Genomic DNA, 22,989 nt, shown 5'->3' with positions numbered 1-22,989 from the left:
CGTTCCCACGCTCTGCGTGGTAACGCCTCGCTGGACGCTCTGCGTCCGCTTTTATGGCGCTGAGCGCCACGGGCTGCATTCCCACGCGGAGCGTGGGAATGATCAGTTACTTTTTCAGGTCTTCGGCACCCTGCAACGGCTCATCGCCGAGCAACAAGTCTGTGTCGTGGCTGACCTCTTCTTCTTCGAACAGGCGCCAGGTCTTGTCGCCTTCCACACCGAGCAGTTCCACGAAGCGGCGCCCTTCGACCTTGTCGGTGACCTGGCCGATGTAGCGGCCCGGTTCGCTGGCGCTGCGGGTCAGGTTGATCTTGCGATCCTTCGCCGGCTGGGTCGGGGAGATCAGGTTCAGCTCCAGGGTGTTCGGGTTGCTGTAGCCGGTGAGGTGCAGATCGACTTCACCGGTCAGCGCGTCCAGGTGCAGCTTGCCGCGCAGTTGCAGGGTCTGGGCCAGGCGTTCGCGGTCCAGGGAGCGGTTGATGCCTTTGCCGGCCTCGTAATAGTTGTCGTTGACCAGGTTGTCCGGGTGGTTCACCGCGATGGTCACCATGGACAAGGTCAGGGTCACTGAGCAGGCGAGGATCGCGATGATGATCCAGGGCCAGAGGTGCTTGTACCAGGGGCTTGCGGCAGTGGTTACGGGCATTCTCGTGTTCCCTGTCTAACGAACTTGTGGGCCGATGAATCGGCTCTTGGCTTCAATGTGAACGCTGCGGTCGTCGGCGTCCTCGAGGATGAACGTCACCTCGTTGGTGCTGGACGGCAACTGCTCGGGCGCACTCGACAACTCTACCGGCATGCTGACGATATCGCCGGCGGCTACCTTGATTTCGCGTCGGCCTTGCAGTTTGAGGTCGGGCAGGCCGGCGGCGTCGAGCACGTAGGTGTGGTCGCGCTGGTCCTTGTTCATGATTTTCAGGCTGTAGACGTTCTCGATGCGCCCTTCGGCGTTTTCGCGGTACAGCACACGGTCCTTGCTCACGTCGAAGCCCACCAGCGAACGCATGAAGAACGCGGCCACCAGCAGGCTGATCATCGCCAGCAACACCAAGGCGTAACCGATCAGGCGCGGGCGCAACTTATGGGTTTTCTGTCCGGACAGATTGTGCTCGGTGGTGTAGCTGATCAGGCCGCGTGGGTACTCCATCTTGTCCATGATGTTGTCGCAGGCGTCGATGCAGGCAGCGCAGCCGATGCACTCGATCTGCAGGCCGTCGCGGATGTCGATGCCGGTGGGGCATACCTGCACGCACATCGTGCAGTCGATGCAATCGCCCAGGCCCTGAGCCTTGTAGTCGACCCCCTTTTTGCGCGGACCACGCACTTCGCCCCGGCGGGGGTCGTAGGAAACGATCAGCGTGTCCTTGTCGAACATCACGCTCTGGAACCGCGCATAGGGGCACATGTAGATGCACACCTGTTCGCGCAGCCAGCCGGCGTTGCCGTAGGTGGCGAGGGTGAAGAAACCTACCCAGAAATACGACCAGCCGTCGGCCTGGCCGGTGAAAAAGTCCAATACCAGTTCGCGGATCGGCGAGAAGTAGCCGACAAAGGTCAGGCCGGTGACAAAACCGATCAGCAGCCACAGCGTGTGCTTGCTGAATTTGCGCAGGAACTTGTTGGCGCCCATGGGCGCCTTGTCCAGCTTGATGCGCTGGTTGCGATCGCCTTCGGTAACCTTTTCGCACCACATGAAGATCCACGTCCACACGCTTTGCGGGCAGGTATAGCCGCACCAGACGCGACCGGCGTAGACCGTGATGAAGAACAGGCCAAACGCCGCAACGATGAGAATGCCCGACAGCAGGATGAAATCCTGAGGCCAGAAGGTTGCGCCAAAAATAAAGAATTTACGCTCCGGCAGGTTCCACCACACCGCCTGGTGACCGCCCCAGTTCAGCCACACCGTGCCGAAGTACAGCAGGAACAGGCCGGCACCGCCGAGCATGCGCAGATTGCGAAACAGCCCGGTGAAGGCGCGGGTGTAGATTTTCTCTCGTGACGCATAGAGATCGACGGTTTTGGCAGGCGGGGTAACGTCGTGTACCGGTATCTGGTTGCTCATCATTGCATCCCACGGCGGTGGACATTTGCCTCGGCCAGTACGTGCCAACCGGGGTCAAATTAAGGATGTTGCAGTGGCCTAATGATACGCCCCCGGTGGTACGTGAAGGGTGCGACCTTTGGTCGCGTTGGGGGAAATCAATTGATGGTGTACGTGATCTGGATCAATTGACTTGTGAAGTATGGATGGTTTTGTGGGTAGGCAGGTCATTCCTCCCATGGATTAATCAGCGCAACACCACTGGATTTGAAGTCGCTGACGTTGCGCGTGACGACGGTAAGCCCATGAACCAGAGCGGTTGCGGCGATCAACGAGTCACTCTCGTTGGCCCGGTCTGGAACATGCAAGTGCGCACAACGCAACGCGACCGCCGCATCAACGGGCAGGATTCGGGCATCAAAGGCGGGCATCACATGGCGCTTGAGCCAGGCCCTCAACACCTTCCCCTGAGTCGGGTCTCGCCGCTCAACGCGCAGCACTCCGGTTTCCAGTTCCTTGAGCGTGATCGCGGAAATGAACATGCGTGGCGCTATCACGCTTTTTGCCCAGGCAACGACGTTTGCATCAGCCTGAGGTTTACGAAGTTCGGAGATAACATTGGTGTCGAGTAGATACATCAGGGAAGGTCCACGGGTCGATGAATGATCACGGCGCGCTCGGTTTCGAAGTCGATATCCGCCGCTTCCGGCATCACCAGCAGGTCAACGATGTCGGCATTCAGACCTGTCAATTTCTGGTAGTCCTCAATGCTTAGCAGTACATGGGCGGGCTTGCCGCGATCAGTGATAAAAACAGGCCCTTGGCGTGCGGCTTTTTTGGCACCACTTGTGTCTTGGTTGAATTCGCGGCTGGAAATGGTGGTGATGGTCATGGGGCGGCCCCCCTTTGTCGGATGTGATGTAGTTACGTTACTACTTGTGGTTGTGTGCGGCAAGTCCGAGGCCGCGAGTGGTAGTCCATGCCTGTTTGACAGATTCTGAGCGCCAGAAACAAAAAGCCCCGCCAGTTTTTGCTGCGCGGGGCTTTGTTGTATTCGACGAATTACTGCTCCTCAGCCTTCTTATCCCCATGGGACAAGCTGTACACATACGCCGCCAACAAGTGCACCTTGTCATTGCCCTGCAGTTGTTCCTGCGCTGGCATCTGGCCCTGGCGGCCATAGCGAATGGTCTGCTGCAGTTGGGCGAAGCTCGAACCGTAGATGAACGCACCCGGATGAGTCAGGTCCGGTGCGCCCATGGCCGGGGTGCCTTTACCGGCCGGGCCGTGGCAGGCCACGCAGTTGGCGGCGAAGAGTTTCGCGCCGTTGGCGACGTCGGCCTTGGCGCCTTCCGGCAGCTTGCGGCCGTCGAGGTTGGTCACCACGAACGCCGCTACGTCGGCCACGCCTTGCTCGCCGATCACTTCGGCCCAGCCTGGCATCACCGCATGGCGGCCCTGCATGATGGTTTGCTTGATGGTCGCCGCGTCGCCGCCCCAGCGCCAGTCGGCGTCGGTCAGGTTGGGAAAACCGTAGGCGCCCTTGGCGTCGGAACCGTGGCACACCGAGCAGTTGGAGGCGAACAGACGGCCGCCCATCTTCAGAGCCTGTGGGTCCTTGGCCACTTCTTCAATCGGCATCGAGGCGAATTTGGCGAAGATCGGCCCGAATTTGGCCTCCGACCTGGCCATTTCCTTTTCCCATTCGTGCACGCCGGTCCAGCCGGTCTGGCCGTTGGCGAACGCGGTTTGCTTGTCGTTGTCGAGGTAGTTGTAACCCGGCAGCAGGCCTTTCCAGTTGCCCAGGCCAGGGTACAGCGCCAGGTAGCCAAGGGCGAAGATGATGGTTCCGACGAACAGCATGAACCACCATTTGGGCAGCGGGTTGTCGTATTCTTCGATGCCGTCGAACGAGTGGCCGACGGTCTCGTCCGTCTGTTCGGCGCGCTGGCCCTTGCGGGTCGACAGCAGCAGCCAGGTCAGGGCGAAGATGGTACCCAGACTGAGGACTGTGACGTACAGGCTCCAGAACGTAGTCATTCTTTGTTACTCCTAGACGCTTGCTCGACGTGCTTGATGGCTTCCGGGTCATCCGCAAAAGGCAGCATGGTCGCGTCGTCGAATTCCGATTTGCGCCGTGGGCTGAACACCCACAGCGCCAGGCCGATAAAGGCCACCATCACCACGACGGTGCCCAGGCCACGAATCATTCCGATATCCATGCCGGTCACCGTTTGCTTTTGATGAGGGTGCCAAGGCCCTGCAGGTAGGCCACCAATGCGTCCATTTCGGTCTTGCCTTTGACGGCGGCTGCCGCACCGGCGATGTCTTCGTCGGTGTAGGGCACGCCCAGGGTGCGCAGGACTTCCATTTTTTTCGCGGTGTCCTTGCCGTCGAGCTTGTTTTCCACCAGGAACGGGTATGCCGGCATTTTCGACTCCGGCACCACGTTGCGCGGGTTGTACAAGTGCGCACGGTGCCAGTCATCGGAGTAACGCCCGCCAACGCGCGCCAGGTCCGGGCCAGTGCGCTTGGAACCCCACAGGAACGGGTGGTCCCACACGCTTTCACCGGCGACCGAGTAGTGGCCATAGCGTTCGGTTTCGGCGCGGAACGGGCGGATCATCTGTGAGTGGCAGCCCACGCAACCGTTGGCGATATAGACGTCGCGGCCTTCCAGTTCGAGGGCGGTGCGCGGCTTCATGCCTTCGACCGGCTTGTTGGTCACGTCCTGGAAGAACAGCGGGACGATCTGGGTCAGGCCGCCGATGCTCACGGCGATGACCATGAAGAAGGCCAGCAGGCCGATATTCTTCTCGACTACTTCATGCTTCATCAGTGGGCTCCCACGACGGCGATCTTGGCGGCGGCTTCAGCTTGCTCAGGGTCGGAGGCACGCACGGTGCGCCAGACGTTGTAGGCCATGAACAGCATGCCGGTGGCGAAGAACGCACCGCCCAGGGCGCGCACGATATAGCCTGGGTGGCTGGCTTGCAGCGCTTCGACGAACGAGTAGGTGAGGGTGCCGTCGTCGTTGATCGCACGCCACATCAGGCCCTGGGTAATGCCGTTGACCCACATCGAGGCGATGTAGAGCACGGTGCCGATAGTGGCCAGCCAGAAGTGCGTGTTGATCAGCCCGACACTGTGCATCTGCGCACGCCCGAACAGCTTGGGGATCATGTGGTACAGCGCGCCGATGGAGATCATCGCCACCCAGCCCAGGGCACCGGCGTGGACGTGGCCGATGGTCCAGTCGGTGTAGTGGGAGAGCGAGTTGACGGTCTTGATCGCCATCATCGGGCCTTCGAAGGTCGACATGCCGTAGAACGCCAGCGAAACCACCAGAAAGCGCAGGATCGGGTCGGTGCGCAGCTTATGCCAGGCGCCCGAGAGCGTCATCATGCCGTTGATCATGCCGCCCCAGCTCGGCGCCAGCAGGATGATCGACATCGCCATGCCCAACGACTGCGCCCAGTCCGGCAGCGCGGTGTAGTGCAGGTGGTGCGGGCCGGCCCAGATGTACAGGGTGATCAGCGCCCAGAAGTGCACGATGGACAGGCGGTAGGAGTAGATGGGACGTTCGGCCTGCTTGGGCACGAAGTAGTACATCATCCCAAGGAAGCCGGTGGTGAGGAAAAAGCCCACGGCATTATGCCCGTACCACCACTGGATCATCGCATCCGTCGCGCCGGCATAGGCCGAGTAGGATTTGAACAGGCTGACCGGCAGGGACGCGTGGTTGACGATGTGCAGCATCGCCGTGACCAGGATGAAGGCCCCGTAGAACCAGTTGCCGACATAGATGTGCTTGGTCTTGCGCTTGACGATGGTGCCGAAGAACACCACGGCGTACGTCACCCACACAATGGCGAGCAAAATGGCGATCGGCCATTCCAGCTCGGCGTATTCCTTGGTGGTGGTGTAGCCCAGGGGCAGGCTGATGATGGCGCCGACGATGACCGCCTGCCAGCCCCAGAAGGTAAAGGCGGCAAGGCCATCGGAAATCAGTCGTGTCTGGCAGGTGCGTTGCACAACGTAGTAGGAGGTGGCGAACAGCGCACAGCCACCGAAGGCAAAGATCACCAGGTTGGTGTGCAGCGGGCGCAGGCGGCCGAAGGTCGTCCAGGGCAGGTCGAAATTCAATTGTGGCCAAACCAGTTGCGAGGCGATGAACACCCCGAGCCCCATGCCAAGGATCCCCCAGACCACCGTCATGATGGCGAACTGGCGAACGACCTTATAGTTATAAGCAGTCGGACTGATTGCTGTGCTCATTCTAAGGTTCCACGGTTTAGGTATTTTTATAGGTAAAATCGGCCGCAAGTATGTAGAAAGCGAGGGGCCATTGCAACGCAATGACTGACCTGTATCAATGCGTTCCACGCCAGATTCTGCGCCCTTTCCATGTTTGATGTAAGGATAAAATAGAAATAGAAAGCTGATCGAGTGGACAAGAAAATTTCGGAGCCTCGACAGCGGTTGTCGCGTACGCCGAAATCGCTTCGCTTGAAAGCAAGCGTAGACCCGAATCTGAGGTGGGGAAAGTTGGTCTTGGGAAGGGTGCGACACTTAGTCGCGCAAGCAGTGGCGAACCGTGGCGAGGGAGCAAGCTCCCTCGCCACAGCTAATGGTTACTGAGGTTGGCTTTCCGGCGTTGCACCGTCAGCGTTATGGGAAAGGCTATAAACATAAGCCGCCAGCAGATGCACCTTGTCATTGCCTTGCAGCACTTCCTGCGCAGGCATCTGGCCTTGGCGACCATGACGGATGGTCTGTTGCAGCTGCGCCAGGCTGGTGCCGTAGATAAACCCTGCAGGCTCGGTCAGGTTTGGCGCGCCCATGGCTTCCACACCGTGGCCCTGCGGCCCGTGGCAGGCAACACAGGTGGTGTTGAATGCGGCCTGGCCCGCCGCCAGGTCGGCCGTGCTGTCGGCCGGTAAGGGCAACTTGGCCAGGTCGTGGCGTACATACGCGGCAACATTCTTCACCCCATCGTCGCCCAGCACTTCACCCCAGGCCGGCATCGCCGCGTGGCGACCGCCCAGGATGGTGGCCTTGATCGCTGCGGCCGAACCGCCCCAGCGCCAGTGGCTGTCCGCCAGGTTGGGGAAGCCGTACGCGCCCTTGGCATCCGAGCCGTGGCACACCGCGCAGTTGGAGGCGAACAGGCGACCGCCCATCTTCAAGGCTTGCGGGTCCTTGGCCACTTCTTCCACCGGCATCGCTGCGAATTTGGCGTAGATCGGCCCGAACCTGGCGTCGGCCTTGGTCATCTCCTTGTCCCATTCCTTGGTCGATGTCCAGCCGTCTTCATAACCCGGCAACACGCCTTTCCAGTTACCCAGGCCCGGGTAGAGGACCAGGTAGCCGACGGCAAACACCAGCGTGCCGACGAACAGCATGAACCACCACTGGGGCAGCGGGTTGTCGTATTCCTCGATGCCGTCGAAGGCGTGGCCCATGGTCTGGTCGACGCTGCCGTGGGTTTCGCCCTTGCGGGTGCCGATCAACAGCCAGGTCAGGCCGATCAGGCTGCCGAGGGTCAGTACGCAGATCCATGTACTCCAGAAGGTAGTCATGGCCGAGTGCTCCTTGGTGCGGGCGCTTCTTGAGCGTCGGAGGGAGAAGGTTCATCGGCGAACGGCAGCAGGCGCGCCTGCTCGAAGTCCGCGTTGCGGCGGTTGTTGAACACCCACAGCGACAAGCCGATGAAAGCGATGGCGACCACCAGCGTGCCGAGGCCGCGGATAGTGCCCGCGTCGAATTCAAATCCCATGGCTCACCTCTTGCTCTTGATGGCAGTGCCGAGCACTTGCAGGTAGGAAACCAGCGCGTCCATTTCGGTCTTGCCCTTGAGGCTGGCGACCGCACCACGAATGTCGTCGTCGGTGTAAGGCACGCCCAGGGTGCGCATGACGTTCAGTTTGGTCTCGGTGTGGCTGCTGTCGACCGGGGCCGTCACCAGCCATGGGTAGGCCGGCATTTTCGACTCGGGCACCACGTTGCGCGGGTTGTACAGGTGCGCGCGGTGCCAGTCGTCCGAGTAGCGTGCGCCCACGCGGGCCAGGTCCGGCCCGGTGCGCTTGGAGCCCCACAGGAACGGGTGGTCCCACACGCTTTCGCCGGCCACCGAGTAATGGCCGTAGCGTTCGGTCTCGGCGCGGAACGGGCGGATCATCTGCGAGTGACACTGCACGCAGCCTTCACGGATGTAGATGTCGCGGCCCTCCAGCTGCAGCGCGGTGTAGGGTTTCATGCCTTCGACCGGCTTGTTGGTCACGTCCTGGAAGAACAGCGGGACGATCTGGGTCAGGCCGCCGATGCTCACGGCGAGCACCATCAGCAGCATCAGCAGGCCGACGTTTTTTTCAATGACTTCGTGTTTCATCACAACCTCCTCAGGCCAGTTGCGCGACAGGCATGGCGTCGGCGGGCTGCACCGCGCGCACGGTGCGCCATGTGTTGTAAGCCATCAGGAACATGCCGCTGAGGAACACCGCACCGCCCACCAGCCGCACGATGTAGCCCGGGTGGCTGGCCACCAGGGTTTCGACGAAGGAGTAGGTCAGGGTGCCGTCCTCATTGATCGCACGCCACATCAGGCCCTGGGCGATGCCGTTGACCCACATCGAAGCGATGTAGAGCACGGTGCCGATAGTGGCCAGCCAGAAGTGCGCGTTGATCAGGCCGAGGCTGTACATCTGCTCACGCCCGAAGACCTTGGGGATCATGTGGTACAGCGCGCCGATGGAAATCATCGCCACCCAACCGAGTGCGCCGGCGTGGACGTGGCCGATGGTCCAGTCGGTGTAGTGGGAGAGGGCGTTGACGGTCTTGATCGCCATCATCGGGCCCTCGAAAGTGGACATGCCGTAGAACGCCAGGGACACCACGAGGAAGCGCAGGATCGGGTCGCTACGCAACTTATGCCAGGCGCCCGAGAGCGTCATCATGCCGTTGATCATGCCGCCCCAGCTCGGTGCCAGCAGCACCAGCGACATCACCATGCCCAACGACTGTGCCCAATCCGGCAACGCGGTGTAGTGCAGGTGGTGGGGGCCGGCCCAGATATACAGGGTGATCAGCGCCCAGAAGTGCACGATGGACAAACGATACGAATACACCGGGCGTTCGGCCTGCTTGGGCACGAAGTAGTACATCATCCCGAGGAAGCCGGCAGTGAGGAAAAAGCCTACAGCGTTATGCCCGTACCACCACTGCACCATGGCATCCGTCGCACCGCCGTACAGCGAGTAGGACTTGGTCAGGCTGACCGGGATTTCCAGGTTGTTGACGATATGCAGGATCGCCACGGTGATGATGAATGCGCCGAAAAACCAGTTACCCACATAGATGTGCTTGGTGTTGCGCTTCATGATCGTGCCGAAGAACACGATGGCGTAGGCCACCCAGACGATGGTGATCAGGATGTCGATCGGCCATTCCAGCTCGGCGTATTCCTTGGAACTGGTGTAGCCCAGCGGCAGGCTGATCGCGGCCAACAGGATGACGAGCTGCCAGCCCCAGAAGCAGAACGCGGCGATTTTCGGTGCGAATAGCTGTGTCTGGCAGGTGCGCTGCACCGAATAGAAGGAGCTGGCGAACAGTGCGCAGCCACCGAAGGCAAAGATCACGGCGTTGGTGTGCAGCGGGCGCAGGCGACCGAAGCTGGTCCAGGGCAAATCGAAGTTGAGCGCAGGCCAAACCAATTGGGCCGCGAGAAAAACCCCGAGGCCCATGCCGACGATGCCCCACACCACCGTCATAATGGCGAATTGGCGGACCACCTTGTAGTTATAGGCGGTACTTAAAGTAGTGTTCATGGTTCCCCATCCACGGTTCAACCCAAGCCGGAGCGGCACTTGGGCTGGAGTTATAGGCAGACTAAATAGCGAGGCAAGCATGGGCAAAGAGCACAAGGCCAGTATTGACGGGGATCAATGGGCGCAGTGTGTGCGTGAACGCGGCTGGTTATGGGATGTCGCAGCGCAGGCGGTTTCAGGCGAGCCCGTCACCTTGATCCTGGCCCACGGCGCCGGTGCGCCGATGGACTCGGCGTTCATGAACGACATGGCTGCGCGCCTTGCCGGGCATGGCGTCAACGTCGTGCGCTTCGAGTTTCCCTACATGGCCCAGCGCCGATTGGAGGGCGGCAAGCGCCCACCGAACCCGGCGCCGAAACTGCTGGAGGCGTGGCGGGAGGTGTATGCCCTGGTGCGGCGTCATGTCGCGGGCAAGGTGGCGATAGGCGGCAAATCCATGGGCGGGCGGATGGCCAGTTTATTGGCCGATGAACTGGACGACGCTGGGTTGGTGTGCCTGGGCTATCCGTTCTATGCGGTGGGCAAGCCGGAAAAACCTCGGGTAGAGCATTTGGCTGCGCTTAAGACGCCGACGCTGATTGTGCAGGGCGAGCGTGATGCACTGGGTAATCGGGCGGCGGTGGAGGGGTATGAGCTGTCGCCGGGCATCGAGGTGATGTGGCTGGTGGCGGGGGATCATGATTTGAAGCCGTTGAAGGCTTCGGGGTTTAGTCATGAGCAGCATCTGGAGGCTGCGGCGGTGAAGGTGGCTGGGTTTCTTGGTGCCTGTTAGGGACCTATCGGGGGCAAGCCCCCTCCCACATTTGACCGAGTTCCAAATTTGGAATGTGGTCAAAATGTGGGAGGGGGCTTGCCCCCGATAGCGGTCTACCGGTTAAACCGCTCCACCAGCGAGTACTGGGTATTGGCGGTATGCGTCAACTCTTCACTCAATTGCGCCGAGCTCATCGCCTGCTCCGAGGTCTGGTCCGCCAGCAGCGCAATGGTGCTGATATTGCGGCTGATCTCCTCGGCCACCGAGCTCTGCTCCTCGGTCGCCGCAGCGATTTGGGCCGTCATGTCGGTAATATTCGCCACCGCCTCACTGATGCCGACCAGCGCCTGATCCGCTTCCATCACCCGTGCCACGCCCTCTTCAGCCTGGCGATGCCCGGCGTCCATGGTTTGCACGGCGGCGGCGGCCGTCTGCTGCAGCTTGGCGATCAGGGTATGGATCTGCCCGGTCGATTCGGCGGTGCGTTGCGCCAACTGGCGTACTTCATCCGCCACCACCGCAAACCCACGGCCCATCTCACCGGCGCGCGCCGCCTCGATAGCGGCGTTCAAGGCCAGCAGGTTGGTCTGGTCGGCAATGCCTTTGATCACATCCACCACGCCGCCGATTTCATCGCTGTCCTTGGCCAATTGCGTGACGGTGATACCGGTTTCGCCCACGGCCACCGACAAGCGCTGAATCGCCTCACGGGTTTCCCCTGCGATATCGCGGCCGCGACCGGTCAGGCGATTGGCTTCCTGGGTGGCATCTGCCGTGCGCTGCACGTGGCTGGCGACTTCCTGGGTGGTCGCCGCCATCTGGTTGACCGCAGTGGCCACCTGTTCCGTCTCCACGCGCTGGCGTTCCAGGCCGCTGGAGCTGTTGTGCGCCAGGGTGTTGGACTGCGCGGCTTGGTCGTTGAGGTGTTCGGCAGTGTCCTGCAGGCGGGTGAGGCAGGTCTTCAGACGTGCTTCCTGGCTGAGGATCGACATTTCCAGCCGCGCCTGGGCGCCGCGGCTGTCGGTGTACATCTGCGCGATCAACGGGTCGGAGGTGGTCTGCTCGGCCAGGCGCAGCAAACGCTTGAGGCCGCGCTGTTGCCAGCTCAGGCCCAACAGGCCCAACGGCACCGACAGCGCTGCCGCCAAGGCGAAACCCCACTGGGACGTGAGGGTGGCACCGATCATGAAGCTCAATTGGCTGACCAGGATAAACGGCAGCCAGTCTTGCAGCACCGGTAGCCACTTGTCCCGCTGGGGAACGGCCGACTTGCCCTGGTTGATGCGTTGATAGAGCGCTTCGGCCCGGCGGATCTGCTCGGCGGTGGGCTTGATGCGCACCGATTCGTAGCCGATCACCTGGTTGCCGTCGAAGACCGGTGTCACATAGGCGTTAACCCAGTAGTGGTCACCGGTCTTGCAGCGATTCTTGACAATGCCCATCCATGGCAAGCCTTGTTTGAGCGTCGACCACATGTGCGCGAACACCGCCGCCGGAACGTCCGGGTGACGCACCAGATTGTGCGGGGCACGGGTCAGTTCGTCGCGGGTGAACCCACTGATTTCGACAAAGGCGTCGTTGCAGTAGGTGATCACACCCTTGGCGTCTGTGGTGGAGATCAACCGTTGCTGAGCGGGGAAGGTACGTTCGCGCTGGGTAACGGGTTGGTTATTACGCATGATTGTTCAATCCGCAAGGCTTTCAGGGGTTATCGGCCATGCAGGGCATTTATTTAACTTATTTTTGCAACAATCCGCTGGCAATGTCGCGCGCAAACCGCCGAGCCCTCACTGTGAGGCTGACAGCGCATCCTCGACCCGAGCTTTTTGTGGCCGCAACACCAGCCACAACGCGCCGGCGATCAACACCCCGCCATATACGTGGGCCATCGACAGCGGCTCATCCAGCAGCAGCGCGCCCCACAGCACGCCGAACGGCGGGATCATGAAGGTCACGGTCATCGACTTGACCGGGCCGATGGAGGACAGCAGGCGAAAATACAGGATGTAGGCGAACGCCGTGCACACCAGCCCCAACCCCAGCAGCGACGCCCATACCTGCCAGCCTCCCCAACTCGCCGGCGGCTGACTGATGGCGCTGTAGGCAAACAACGGCAGCAAGAACAATGTAGCGCCCAGCATGCTGCCCAAGGCCGACAGGCGGCTGTCCAACCCGCCGCGCTGATCCAGCCAGCGCCGCGCCAGAAAACCGGCAAAGCCATAGCAGGTGGTCGCCAGCAGGCACGCCAGTGCGCCCATCAACAATTCCAGATCAAAGGCCACCGGTCCCGCACGCGTGAGCACGGCCACGCCAAACAGCCCCAGGGCTACACCCGCGATTTTCGACGGTGTCAGGCGTTCGCTGAAGAACAACCCGCCAATCAGTACGCCCATCAGCGGCGTGGTGGCATTGAAGATCGCCGAATAACCCGCGGGCAATACCTGCGCCGCCACCGAGTACATGGTCGCCGGGATCCCTGAGTTGATTACGCCCAGCAGCAGCACCGCCTTGAACTTACCCTGGAAATCCCAGCTCACGCGCATCAACGCCAGGATCACCAACAAGCCTGCGGCGGCAATCGATACGCGGAAAAACGCAGTCGGCACGCTGCCGATTTCCGGCGCGATGATGCGCATGAAAAGGAAGCTCGCGCCCCAGATGGCGGCTAGTCCCAGCAAGTACAGGGTGTCGACAGGTTTCACGGAAAACTCCTACACGATCAGGCCGGGGAGTGTTGCCCAGCGTTCCGGTCGACACAATCGCTAAGTACGGCGGCCGGTGAAAAATCCTCCTTCTCCTGCCGGGGTTCACTGGCTAAGCTCAGGGCTTCCCGATACCCGTTCGAGGTTTCCCGCATGTCGCAGCCCGCCCTCGCTATCGCCCGGATGATCCTCGACGGTTTCGACGACTACCGTGAGCACTTTCGCCAGATCACCGATGGCGCTCGCGAGCGTTTCGAAAAGGCCCAATGGCAGCAAGGGCAAGCGGCTTCGGCGGCGCGTATCAGCCTGTATGAAGATAAAGTGGGTGAGGTCACGGCGCGTCTGCGGGCTGCTTTCGAGGCGGGCGTGTTGCAGGACATCGAGCTGTGGCCCCAGGTGAAAAGCGCCTACATCGGCCTGATCGACCTGCGCTTTGACGATGAGCTGTCCGAAACTTGGTACAACTCGGTGTTTTGCAGCCTGTTCAGCCATGACCTGATCAGCGACGGCTGCATGTTTATCCACACCACGCGCCCCACACAGCGTCTGGCGCGGGCGGCGCAGACCCGCATCTACACGCCTGCAGGCAACATGGCGCAGATGCTTGCGCAGATTTTTGCGGACTACAGCTTCAGTGAACCCTACGCCGACTTGCCTGCCGACCTGCAACGCCTGGAAGCCCAACTGCGCGAAAACTTGCCGGACTGGGTGTGCAAAGACCCGGACCTGAACGTCGAGCTGTTTTCCTCGGTGCTCTACCGCAATAAAGGCGCCTACCTGGTGGGGCGTATTTACACCCGCGACGAACAATGGCCGCTGGTGATCCCATTGCTGCACCGCGAAGGGCGGGGTATTCAGATCGATGCGTTGATCACCGACGAAGCTGAGGTGTCGATCATCTTTTCCTTTACGCGCTCCTATTTCATGGTCGACGTGCCCGTGCCTGCCGAGTTCATCGACTTTCTCAAGCGCATCCTGCCCGGCAAGCATATCGCCGAGCTGTACACGTCCATTGGCTTCTATAAACACGGCAAGTCGGAGTTCTACCGCGCCCTGATCAATCACCTGGCCACCACCGATGACCAGTTCATCATGGCGCCGGGCGTGCGTGGCATGGTCATGAGCGTGTTTACCCTGCCGGGCTTCAACACCGTGTTCAAGATCATCAAGGACCGTTTCTCACCGTCGAAAAACGTCAACCGCGCCACGGTGATCGAGAAGTATCGCCTGGTCAAAAGTGTCGACCGCGTGGGGCGCATGGCCGATACCCAGGAGTTCGCCGACTTCCGCTTTCCCTTGAGCAAGTTCGAGCCCGACTGCCTCGCCGAGTTGTTGGAAGTGGCCGCCGGCACCGTCGAAGTGGAAGGTGACACCGTGCTGATCCGGCACTGCTGGACCGAACGGCGCATGACCCCGCTCAACCTCTACCTGGAAAACGCCAATCCCGCCCAGGTGCGCGAAGCCCTGGAAGACTACGGGCTGGCGATCAAGCAGTTGGCGGCGGCGAATATCTTTCCCGGTGACATGCTGCTGAAGAACTTCGGCGTCACCCGTCACGGCCGGGTGGTGTTCTACGACTACGATGAAATCTGCTTTCTCACCGAAGCCAACTTCCGCCACATCCCCGCGCCGCGTACCCCAGAGGATGAAATGGCCTCTGAACCGTGGTACTCCATTGGCCCGCTGGATGTGTTTCCTGAGGAATTCCCGCCTTTTCTGTTCGCCGACGCCGGCCAGCGCAAGCTGTTCGATGAGCTGCATGGTGAGCTGTATAACGCGGACTATTGGAAAGGGCTGCAGGAGGCCATTCGCGGGGGGAAGGTGATTGACGTGTTTCCGTATCGGCGCAAGGACCCGCGTGATGAAGAGGGGCTGGCGAGTTGAAGAGGTAAGCGTGGCCCAGTGGCCGACTGCGATGTGCAATCAGCCACTGGGCGCCTGTTTTTGAAGCGCGTGGTCGAGCTCTTTTGGCCGGGCTGGGTTGAAGCTGGTGTACGGTTGTTTAAATCGCTATGCGTTACGGTTGCGTAGCGGTCAAGCGATGAAGGGCCAGCGTGTTTGTCAGATCGGTGTAGATAGTGCGCAAATCGGTGTTCAGTTCAGCGACCAGCGCTCGCTGTTTATTGCGTTCTTTAAGTTGACTGATCGCCGCATGTTTGACGTGCATGTTGTTTGCGGAATCAATCACTGCCTTGAACTGCGCACGTTCCTCGGCAATGCCAGCCTGTTCCGTACGGGGCACTGTGTTCAGTTGTACAAAGGCCTTTTCGATGACGGCCAATTCCAGTTTGATTCGGCGGTTGTTTGGCGGGGTCAGCAGCAGCGCAGGGTTCATTCCCTCGAACGAGCTGCCATCAAGTTTGCCGTTGCTCCAGGCGTCGCGCAAATTCACCAAGACGTCCCGTGCGGCATTGACCGCCTGGGCCGAGAGTTTCTCCCCCAGGCCGTTGCGCTGCACGGTCTCGACTGTGCGTTCCAGTCGGTGGAGTGTCAGTTCCACCGGTGCCAGTTGCTTGTGCCTCTCCAGACTCTGCTCCAGGCGTTTACGCTCCGGGGCCAGGCCAACGGAGGATTTGAATTGGCTGCTGCCTTTCAAACGGCCCGTTGCCCATGCATTGCGAGACTCGGTCATGGCGTTGCGTTGCCTGAGAAAGATCTCTTCCTCGGCGTGAGACAGAGGCTGCGGCTCTTGCCTGATGTGGTTGTCCAGCAGGGCAATCTCCTTCTCCAGAGCGTTGATATGTTTGACCGCCTGTTCCAGAGTGTGCCCACTCAGCTGGTTGCTCTGGGGTGCAGGCGGCAGGACGGCAACCGTTATCGGGTCCAGCTCGCAGGACGGTGGCGCGATGGCGGCGGCCCACGCTGCGCGTCGACCCAGCAGGGCATCGCGGCGTTCCACGCGAGCGGTCAGTTGCTCGTAGCGTTGCTGGAGGGCGTGCAGGCTCGTTTTGTCATCCGGCTGCACGGCGAAGTGTTTGTGGCTTTCCTGGTCTAAGGCTGCAAGCGCTTCATCAATCCTTGAACTGTGCATCCAGGCCTGAAGCTGATGGCCTTTTTCCTGCGCGGCACGGTCGGGCATTCGACTGATAGGGCCAAACAATGCGTGTTCAAGGCGCCGGCATTTATCGAGCATGTGCCGCTGGCCTTGCCCTACCAGGCTTTCAACCACCGCTTCATGGATGGCGTAGGTTTGCTGGAACAGCCTGCCCACGGCGCCGCCGGGTTGGTAGGCGGGCAATGGTTTTGATCCGAACATAATGGTTTCTCCGATACGGTGGGCATGAGGTTTTTCCTTGGCGAGCCGCGTGGGGTGGGTGTGCGGGTGGGGGCGCGTGCCGCAGTAAATCGCGCCGGATCGTCACCAGGCCAGATGCGCGTTCTGATAGCCCTGCGTGAAAAGTCGAATGAGAGAGTAGGTGGCACGACCCCGTCGAGCTAAAAATAGCCGGCTCACGCGTATGAAGCGGCCGTGTTGCCGTGAAGAAAGGGCTTGGCTCGTTTACAAGGACAGAAATCTGCGACAATTGCCGTCTACGATCATGTCACCGCAGGCTTACCTGCCTCATTAAAAGACCTTTGCGTACCTGATGACCGACCAAGCGCCCACCATCGACCAACTGCTTAAAACCCTCGATCACGCCATGCTTGCCGACCGCAACCGCTTGCGGCGCCAGTTGCTTGAGCTGCGCAAGAAGCCCGATGAGCAGAAGCTGGCGCAGTGGGTATCGCGTATGCAGGCGTCCTGCGCCCAGGTCACGGCGCGGCGGGACAGCCTGCCGGTGATTCGTTACGACGACAGCCTGCCGATTGCCGCCAAGCGCGATGAAATCAAGGCTGCGCTGAACAAGCACCAGGTGCTGATCATCGCCGGTGAGACCGGTTCGGGTAAAACTACCCAGTTGCCGAAGATTTGCCTGGAGATTGGCCGCGGCCAGTTCGGCCTGATCGGCCACACCCAGCCACGCCGGATTGCCGCGCGCAGCGTTGCCAGCCGGGTTGCCGAAGAGCTGGCCACGCCGCTCGGCGCGCTGGTCGGCTATCAGGTGCGCTTCGAGGACCAGAGCGACTCCAACACCCTGATCAAACTGATGACCGACGGTATCCTGCTGGCGGAAACCCAGAACGATCGCTACCTGGAACGCTACGACACGATCATCGTCGACGAAGCCCATGAGCGCAGCCTGAACATCGACTTCCTGCTGGGCTACCTCAAGACCCTGCTGCCGCGTCGCCCGGACCTGAAAGTCATCATCACCTCCGCGACCATCGACCTGGAGCGTTTCTCCAAGCATTTCGACGATGCGCCCATCGTGGAGGTGTCAGGCCGTACCTTCCCGGTGGACACCTGGTACCGCCCGCTGACCCTGGAGCAGGACGAGGAGGGCAACCGCGTCGAGGATGACTTGACCGTCGACCAGGCAATCCTCGCCACCCTCGACGAAATCGCCGCCTACGAGCGCAGCGAACGCCGCAGCCCCGGTGATGTACTGGTGTTTCTGCCCGGCGAACGCGAAATTCGCGACGCCGCCGAGATACTGCGCAAGGCGCAGCTCAAGCACACTGAGATCCTGCCGCTGTATGCGCGCCTGTCACCGGCCGAGCAACAGCGCATTTTCCAATCACACCCAGGCCGGCGCGTGGTACTGGCGACCAACGTCGCGGAAACCTCGCTGACCGTGCCGGGCATTCGTTATGTGATCGACAGCGGCACCGCACGCATCAGCCGCTACAGCTACCGCGCCAAGGTGCAACGCCTGCCGATCGAGGCGATTTCCCAGGCCAGCGCCAACCAGCGCAAAGGCCGTTGCGGCCGGGTCGAGCCGGGCATCTGCATTCGCTTGTACAGCGAAGAGGACTTTATCGGGCGCCCGGAATTTACCGACCCTGAGATCCTGCGCACCAACCTTGCCGCCGTGATCCTGCAGATGCTGCACCTGCGCCTGGGTGAAATCACCGACTTTCCGTTTATCGAACCGCCGGATGGCAAGGCCATCAGCGACGGTTTCAACCTGCTGCAAGAGCTGTCGGCGGTAGACCGTAACAGCCAGCTCACACCATTGGGCCGCCAACTGGCGCGCCTGCCGGTGGACCCGCGCATGGGCCGCATGCTGCTCGAAGCCGCCAAGCTCGGCAGCTTGCAGGAAGTGCTGATCGTGGCCAGCGCCATGTCGATCCAGGACCCCCGCGAGCGCCCGCCGGAACGCCAGCAGGCCGCCGACCAGGCCCATGCGCAGTGGAAAGACCCGGATTCGGACTTCGCCGGGTTGGTCAACCTTTGGCGCGGCTTTGAAGAACAGCGCCAGGCACTGACCGCCAGCCCGCTGCGCAATTGGTGTCGCAAAAACTTCCTCAACTACCTGCGCCTGCGCGAGTGGCGCGATTCCCATCGCCAGTTGAGCCTGATCTGCCGCGACATGCAGCTGACGATCAACAAGGAACCGGCGGACTTCCCGAAATTGCACAAGGCGGTGCTGTCCGGCTTGCTCAGCCAGATCGGCCAGAAGACCGAGGACGGCGACTACCTCGGTGCCCGGCAGCGGCGTTTCTGGATTCATCCTTCCTCGGGCATTGGCAAGAAGCGCCCGCAATGGCTGATGACCGCCGAACTGGTGGAAACCACCAAGCTGTATGCGCGCATGGTGGCCAAGATCGACGCCGACTGGATCGAACCGCTGGCCGGCCACCTGATCAAGAAAAACCACTTCGAACCCCATTGGGAGAAAAAGCGCGGCCAGGTGGTGGCGTTTGAACAGATCACGCTGTTTGGGCTGATCGTCGTCGGACGCCGGCCGGTGCATTACGGGCCGATCGACCCGGTGGTGTCCCGCGAGCTGTTCATTCGCGAAGGCCTGGTGCGTGGAGAGATCCAGTCCCGAGCCAAGTGCCTCACGGCCAACCAGCAACTGCTGGAGCAACTCGACGAACTGGAAGCCAAGGCGCGCCGTCGCGACATCCTGGCCGACGAGGAAACCCTCTACGCCTTTTACGATGCGCGTTTGCCGGCAGAGATCCACCAGACGGCGACCTTCGACAGCTGGTACAAGGTCAACAGCCAGAAAGACCCGCAACTGCTGATCATGCGCGAGGAAGACGTGCTGGCCCGCGAAGCCAGTGAAGTCACCGCGGCGCATTACCCGGACACCTTGCACCTGGGCGACCTGGCCCTGGCCTTGAGTTACCACTTCGAACCCAACCACCCGCGCGACGGCGTGACCCTGCGCGTGCCGGCGCCGCTGTTGCCGGCGTTGCCCGCCGAGCGCCTGGAATGGCTGGTGCCGGGAGTGATCGAAGCCAAGTGCATCGCCCTGGTGCGTAACCTGCCCAAGGCGCTGCGCAAAAACTTCGTGCCGGTGCCGGATTTCGTCAAGGCGGCGCTGCAGCGCATCGAGTTTGGCCAGGGTTCACTGCCCCAGGCGTTGGGCCGCGAATTGCTGCGCATGACCGGTGCGCGGGTCAGCGATGAAGCCTGGGCGGAGGCCGCGCAGCAGGTGGAGAACCATCTGAAGATGAACCTGGAAGTGGTCGATGGCGAGGGCAAATTCCTCGGCGAAGGCCGTGACCTGGCACAGCTGACCGCGCGTTTCGCCGAAGCCAGCCAGGCCGCCCTGGCGGTGCCGCAAACCGCGAAGAGCCAGCAGCCGGTGCACGCCAAGGTGTTTGCACCGGTGGCCGAAAAAACCCAGCAAAACATCGCCGGCCTGTCGATGACGGTGTACCCCGCGCTGGTGGAAGAAAACGGCACGGTCAAGGAAGGGCGTTTCTCCACCGCCGCCGAGGCCGAGTTCCAGCATCGGCGTGCCTTGCAGCGCCTGCTGATGCAGCAACTGGCGGAACCGGCGAAATTTCTGCGCGGCAAATTGCCGGGCCTGACTGAATTGGGCCTGATGTACCGCGAACTGGGGCGTGTCGAGGCGCTGGTGGAAGATATCCTGCTGGCCAGCCTCGATACCTGCGTATTGGACGGCGAAGCCACATTGCCGCGCGATGGCGCTGGGCTGGCCGCGCTGGCCGAGCGCAAACGTGGCGGTTGGGCCGAACAGGCCGAGCGTCTGGCGCGCCTGACCCTGGACGTGCTGAAACTCTGGCACGGCCTGCAAAAACGCTTCAAAGGCAAGATCGACCTCGCCCAGGCGGTGGCCTTGAACGATATCAAGCAGCAGTTGAGCAACCTGGTGTACCCAGGGTTTGTGCGCGAGACCCCGGCCCAATGGTTCAAGGAGTTGCCGCGTTTCCTCAAGGCCATCGAGCTGCGCCTGGAAAAACTGCCGAGCCAGGTGCAGAAGGACCGTGTGTGGAGCGCCGAGTTGAGTGGCCTGTGGGCGCAATACCAGAATCGCCTGAATAAACACGCCCAGGAAGGCAAGCGTGATCCGCAGCTGGAGCTCTATCGCTGGTGGCTGGAAGAATACCGGGTGTCGTTGTTTGCCCAGCAACTGGGAACCAAGGTGCCGATTTCCGATAAGCGCTTGAGCAAACAATGGAGCCAGGTCGAGCCCTGAAGCATTCCCGGTTTCCTGAACTGAACAGGGTCAAATGTGGGAGGGGGGGCAAGCCCTAATGCCAGTCAGTCAAGGCTTTTTGTAGGAGCGAGGCGGGCGGCTAGCCCTTGCTCGCGAAAAACTCACAGGCACCGCGTTTATTCAGTAAACACGCGTTATCGTTGACGTTTTTCGCGAGCAAGCTCGCTCCTACAGACGGTGGTGTACGCTTAACTGACTGGCATTAGGGCTTGCCCCCGATAGCCATAGGTATCTACACAACTTTGTAGCAGCCAACAGTAACCACGATGCGAAGCGAGCCGCTCTTGATCTTGCTCTTGATCTTAAGCGCCCCGTTAAACCACGCTGGCCGGAATTCGGCAGTGATTTGGGGGGTAAACCGGCAGGGATGCCGGTTTAGCCGCCCCGCGCCATGGATGGCGCGTGGCGGCGACCCCCCAAATCGCTGTCGGATTACGGGCACACCGAGCCTAAGCGAGGTGCCGAGTGGTGGGGCAAGAGCGTTTTGCTTACTTTTGCGCTTTTCAAAAGTGAGACGCCGTAAGGGCGGAACCCATAGCAGCCGTTACCGCAGCAACGGATATGTACTCGCCCTGATCCAGCATCCTGGTCGGCTGCCAGGCCGCCATCGGGAGCAAGTCGAATCGTCGCACCGCCCCTCCCACATTTGGATCGCGCGGCATCAGTCAGATAGCTATAGGCCGCCAGGTCGCCACGGGAGCAAGCTCCCTCGCCACAGGTTCAGGGCTACGCCAAAGTTGTGTAGATATCTATGCCGCGATAGCGGTGTGTCAGCTACAGATCAGGGGCTGGTACCCCGCTATCGGGGGCAAGCCCCCTCCCACAATGAGATGTTTGTCTGGCATATGGCGCCAAATCACCGGCGTTGTGGCAAACTTCGCGGTTACAAGATGAATAAAGCGTTGCCAGTTTGATGCCCGCTGGACGGAATCGAACGACTTACAGTTTGGTACGACGGTACCAATATCTTCTGCCTGACAGATTTAGAGGAACGACCGTGCATAACGTCGTCATCAGCGGCACTGGCCTGTACACCCCGGCCAACAGCATCTCCAACGAAGAGCTGGTGCAGTCTTTCAATGCCTATGTGCAGCAGTTCAACCGCGAAAACGCCGCTGCCATCGAGCGCGGTGACGTGCAGGCGCTGACTGAGTCCAGTGCGGCGTTCATCGAAAAAGCCTCGGGCATCAAGAGCCGTTTCGTGATGGACAAGGACGGCATCCTCGACCCTCAGCGCATGGCCCCACGCCTGCCCGAGCGCAGTAACGACGAATGGTCGGTGCTCTGCCAGATGGCCGTCGGCGCCGCCGAACAGGCCCTGCAGCGCGCGGGCAAGACCGCCGCTGATATCGATGGAGTGATCGTCGCCTGTTCCAACCTGCAGCGCGCCTACCCGGCCATTGCCATCGAGGTGCAGGAAGCCTTGGGTATCCAGGGCTTCGGTTTCGATATGAACGTGGCGTGTTCCTCGGCCACGTTTGGTATCCAGAATGCCGCCAACAGCATCCAGCTGGGCCAGGCCCGGGCGATCCTGATGGTCAATCCGGAAGTCTGCACCGGCCACCTGAATTTCCGTGACCGCGACAGCCACTTCATCTTTGGTGATGCCGCCACGGCGGTGATCCTCGAGCGGGCTGACCTGGCGACGTCCGAGCATCAGTTCGATGTGGTGAGCACCAAGCTGCTGACCCAGTTCTCCAACAACATCCGCAATAACTTTGGCTTTCTCAACCGCACGGCGGAAGAGGGCATCGGCGCGCCGGACAAATTGTTCGTGCAGGAAGGCCGCAAGGTGTTCCGCGATGTGTGCCCGATGGTGGCCGAGCTGATCGCTACGCACCTGGCGGAAAACCAGCTGGGCGTCAACGATGTGAAGCGCTTCTGGCTGCACCAGGCCAACCTGAGCATGAACCACCTGATCGTGAAAAAACTGCTCGGCCGCGAGGCCTCGGTGGAAGAAGCACCGGTAATCCTCGACACCTACGCCAATACCAGCTCGGCGGGTTCGGTGATTGCGTTTCACACCTATCAGGACGACTTGCCCAAGGGCTCCGTGGCGGTGCTCAGCTCGTTCGGTGCGGGCTATTCCATCGGCAGTGTGATCCTGCGCAAACGCTGATGCGCGCGTTTACATCGAGGTGTT

General features: G+C 61.1%; 20 protein-coding genes. 5 read left to right on the top strand and 15 right to left on the bottom strand.

Going from position 1 to position 22,989, the window contains the following annotated elements; translation table 11 throughout:
- Positions 1 to 106: 106 nt before the first annotated feature.
- The 12 genes from C4J86_RS18920 to ccoN (C4J86_RS18865) all read right to left on the bottom strand — a co-directional run bounded on the left by C4J86_RS18920 (position 107) and on the right by ccoN (C4J86_RS18865) (position 9,870).
- On the bottom strand, positions 107 to 646 hold the full coding sequence (locus C4J86_RS18920) for a FixH family protein (protein WP_124371490.1): 540 nt from the start codon (positions 644 to 646) through the stop codon (positions 107 to 109).
- Positions 647 to 661: 15 nt separating this feature from the next.
- Positions 662 to 2,065, bottom strand: a complete 1,404-nt coding sequence (gene ccoG / locus C4J86_RS18915) for a cytochrome c oxidase accessory protein CcoG (protein WP_124371489.1) — start codon at positions 2,063 to 2,065, stop codon at positions 662 to 664.
- A gap of 206 nt (positions 2,066 to 2,271) precedes the next feature.
- Positions 2,272 to 2,682 (bottom strand): type II toxin-antitoxin system VapC family toxin, encoded by a 411-nt coding sequence (locus C4J86_RS18910; protein WP_124371488.1) that lies wholly within the window; start codon positions 2,680 to 2,682, stop codon positions 2,272 to 2,274.
- The gene (locus tag C4J86_RS18905; RefSeq protein ID WP_124363887.1) at positions 2,682 to 2,936 is read right to left on the bottom strand and encodes a type II toxin-antitoxin system Phd/YefM family antitoxin; all 255 of its coding nucleotides are present in this window, start codon (positions 2,934 to 2,936) and stop codon (positions 2,682 to 2,684) included. The genes C4J86_RS18910 and C4J86_RS18905 overlap by 1 nt, the downstream gene beginning before the upstream one ends.
- Before the next feature lie 170 nt (positions 2,937 to 3,106).
- A complete protein-coding gene (ccoP, locus tag C4J86_RS18900) occupies positions 3,107 to 4,084 on the bottom strand; it encodes a cytochrome-c oxidase, cbb3-type subunit III (RefSeq protein WP_124371487.1) in 978 nt (325 codons plus the stop codon).
- Entirely contained in the window at positions 4,081 to 4,266 is a 186-nt protein-coding gene (locus tag C4J86_RS18895; RefSeq protein WP_003193169.1) for a CcoQ/FixQ family Cbb3-type cytochrome c oxidase assembly chaperone, read from the bottom strand. Before C4J86_RS18895 ends, ccoP (C4J86_RS18900) begins: the two co-directional genes overlap by 4 nt.
- Positions 4,267 to 4,271: 5 nt before the next feature.
- Entirely contained in the window at positions 4,272 to 4,880 is a 609-nt protein-coding gene (ccoO, locus tag C4J86_RS18890) for a cytochrome-c oxidase, cbb3-type subunit II (RefSeq protein ID WP_124371486.1), read from the bottom strand.
- Entirely contained in the window at positions 4,880 to 6,322 is a 1,443-nt protein-coding gene (gene ccoN, locus C4J86_RS18885; protein ID WP_124363884.1) for a cytochrome-c oxidase, cbb3-type subunit I, read from the bottom strand. The genes ccoO (C4J86_RS18890) and ccoN (C4J86_RS18885) overlap by 1 nt, the downstream gene beginning before the upstream one ends.
- A gap of 356 nt (positions 6,323 to 6,678) precedes the next feature.
- Positions 6,679 to 7,626: a cytochrome-c oxidase, cbb3-type subunit III gene (gene ccoP, locus C4J86_RS18880; protein WP_124371485.1), complete on the bottom strand. Its 948-nt coding sequence runs from the start codon at positions 7,624 to 7,626 to the stop codon at positions 6,679 to 6,681.
- Entirely contained in the window at positions 7,623 to 7,823 is a 201-nt protein-coding gene (locus C4J86_RS18875; protein WP_124363882.1) for a cbb3-type cytochrome c oxidase subunit 3, read from the bottom strand. Before C4J86_RS18875 ends, ccoP (C4J86_RS18880) begins: the two co-directional genes overlap by 4 nt.
- Positions 7,824 to 7,826: 3 nt before the next feature.
- Positions 7,827 to 8,435 (bottom strand): cytochrome-c oxidase, cbb3-type subunit II, encoded by a 609-nt coding sequence (gene ccoO / locus C4J86_RS18870; RefSeq protein ID WP_124367922.1) that lies wholly within the window; start codon positions 8,433 to 8,435, stop codon positions 7,827 to 7,829.
- A 10-nt stretch (positions 8,436 to 8,445) separates the two neighbouring features.
- On the bottom strand, positions 8,446 to 9,870 hold the full coding sequence (gene ccoN / locus C4J86_RS18865; RefSeq protein WP_124371484.1) for a cytochrome-c oxidase, cbb3-type subunit I: 1,425 nt from the start codon (positions 9,868 to 9,870) through the stop codon (positions 8,446 to 8,448).
- Positions 9,871 to 9,949: 79 nt separating this feature from the next.
- Here ccoN (C4J86_RS18865) and C4J86_RS18860 point away from each other — a divergent pair, with 79 nt between their 5' ends.
- Complete coding sequence (locus C4J86_RS18860) at positions 9,950 to 10,642, top strand: alpha/beta family hydrolase (protein ID WP_124371483.1); 693 nt, start codon at positions 9,950 to 9,952, stop codon at positions 10,640 to 10,642.
- A gap of 95 nt (positions 10,643 to 10,737) precedes the next feature.
- Here the strand turns inward: C4J86_RS18860 and C4J86_RS18855 are convergent, their stop codons facing one another.
- Together C4J86_RS18855 and C4J86_RS18850 are read right to left on the bottom strand one after the other, a co-directional pair.
- Positions 10,738 to 12,303, bottom strand: coding sequence for a PAS domain-containing methyl-accepting chemotaxis protein (locus tag C4J86_RS18855; protein ID WP_124371482.1), 1,566 nt, complete (start codon positions 12,301 to 12,303; stop codon positions 10,738 to 10,740).
- Positions 12,304 to 12,411: 108 nt separating this feature from the next.
- Positions 12,412 to 13,326: a DMT family transporter gene (locus C4J86_RS18850; RefSeq protein WP_124371481.1), complete on the bottom strand. Its 915-nt coding sequence runs from the start codon at positions 13,324 to 13,326 to the stop codon at positions 12,412 to 12,414.
- Between the two features lie 153 nt (positions 13,327 to 13,479).
- Between C4J86_RS18850 and aceK the strand changes: the two genes are divergently transcribed.
- Positions 13,480 to 15,210 (top strand): bifunctional isocitrate dehydrogenase kinase/phosphatase, encoded by a 1,731-nt coding sequence (gene aceK, locus C4J86_RS18845; protein WP_124371480.1) that lies wholly within the window; start codon positions 13,480 to 13,482, stop codon positions 15,208 to 15,210.
- Between the two features lie 133 nt (positions 15,211 to 15,343).
- Here aceK and C4J86_RS18840 read toward each other — a convergent pair whose 3' ends face one another.
- A complete protein-coding gene (locus C4J86_RS18840; RefSeq protein WP_124371479.1) occupies positions 15,344 to 16,405 on the bottom strand; it encodes a hypothetical protein in 1,062 nt (353 codons plus the stop codon).
- Between C4J86_RS18840 and C4J86_RS18835 the strand changes: the two genes are divergently transcribed.
- The 3 genes from C4J86_RS18835 (at position 16,373) to C4J86_RS18825 (ending at position 22,965) form a co-directional block, all read left to right on the top strand.
- A complete protein-coding gene (locus C4J86_RS18835) occupies positions 16,373 to 16,573 on the top strand; it encodes a hypothetical protein (RefSeq protein WP_124371478.1) in 201 nt (66 codons plus the stop codon). The two genes, C4J86_RS18840 and C4J86_RS18835, sit on opposite strands and share 33 nt — an antisense overlap.
- Positions 16,574 to 16,913: 340 nt before the next feature.
- Positions 16,914 to 20,825: an ATP-dependent RNA helicase HrpA gene (gene hrpA, locus C4J86_RS18830; RefSeq protein WP_124371477.1), complete on the top strand. Its 3,912-nt coding sequence runs from the start codon at positions 16,914 to 16,916 to the stop codon at positions 20,823 to 20,825.
- 1,018 nt (positions 20,826 to 21,843) lie between these two features.
- The gene (locus tag C4J86_RS18825) at positions 21,844 to 22,965 is read left to right on the top strand and encodes a beta-ketoacyl-ACP synthase III (RefSeq protein WP_124363871.1); all 1,122 of its coding nucleotides are present in this window, start codon (positions 21,844 to 21,846) and stop codon (positions 22,963 to 22,965) included.
- Positions 22,966 to 22,989 lie beyond the last annotated feature (24 nt).

Source organism: Pseudomonas sp. R2-7-07, assembly GCF_003852355.1.
GTDB lineage: Bacteria > Pseudomonadota > Gammaproteobacteria > Pseudomonadales > Pseudomonadaceae > Aquipseudomonas.
Note: the sequence above shows the minus strand (reverse complement) of the source record. Positions and strands in the feature narration are given on the sequence as shown.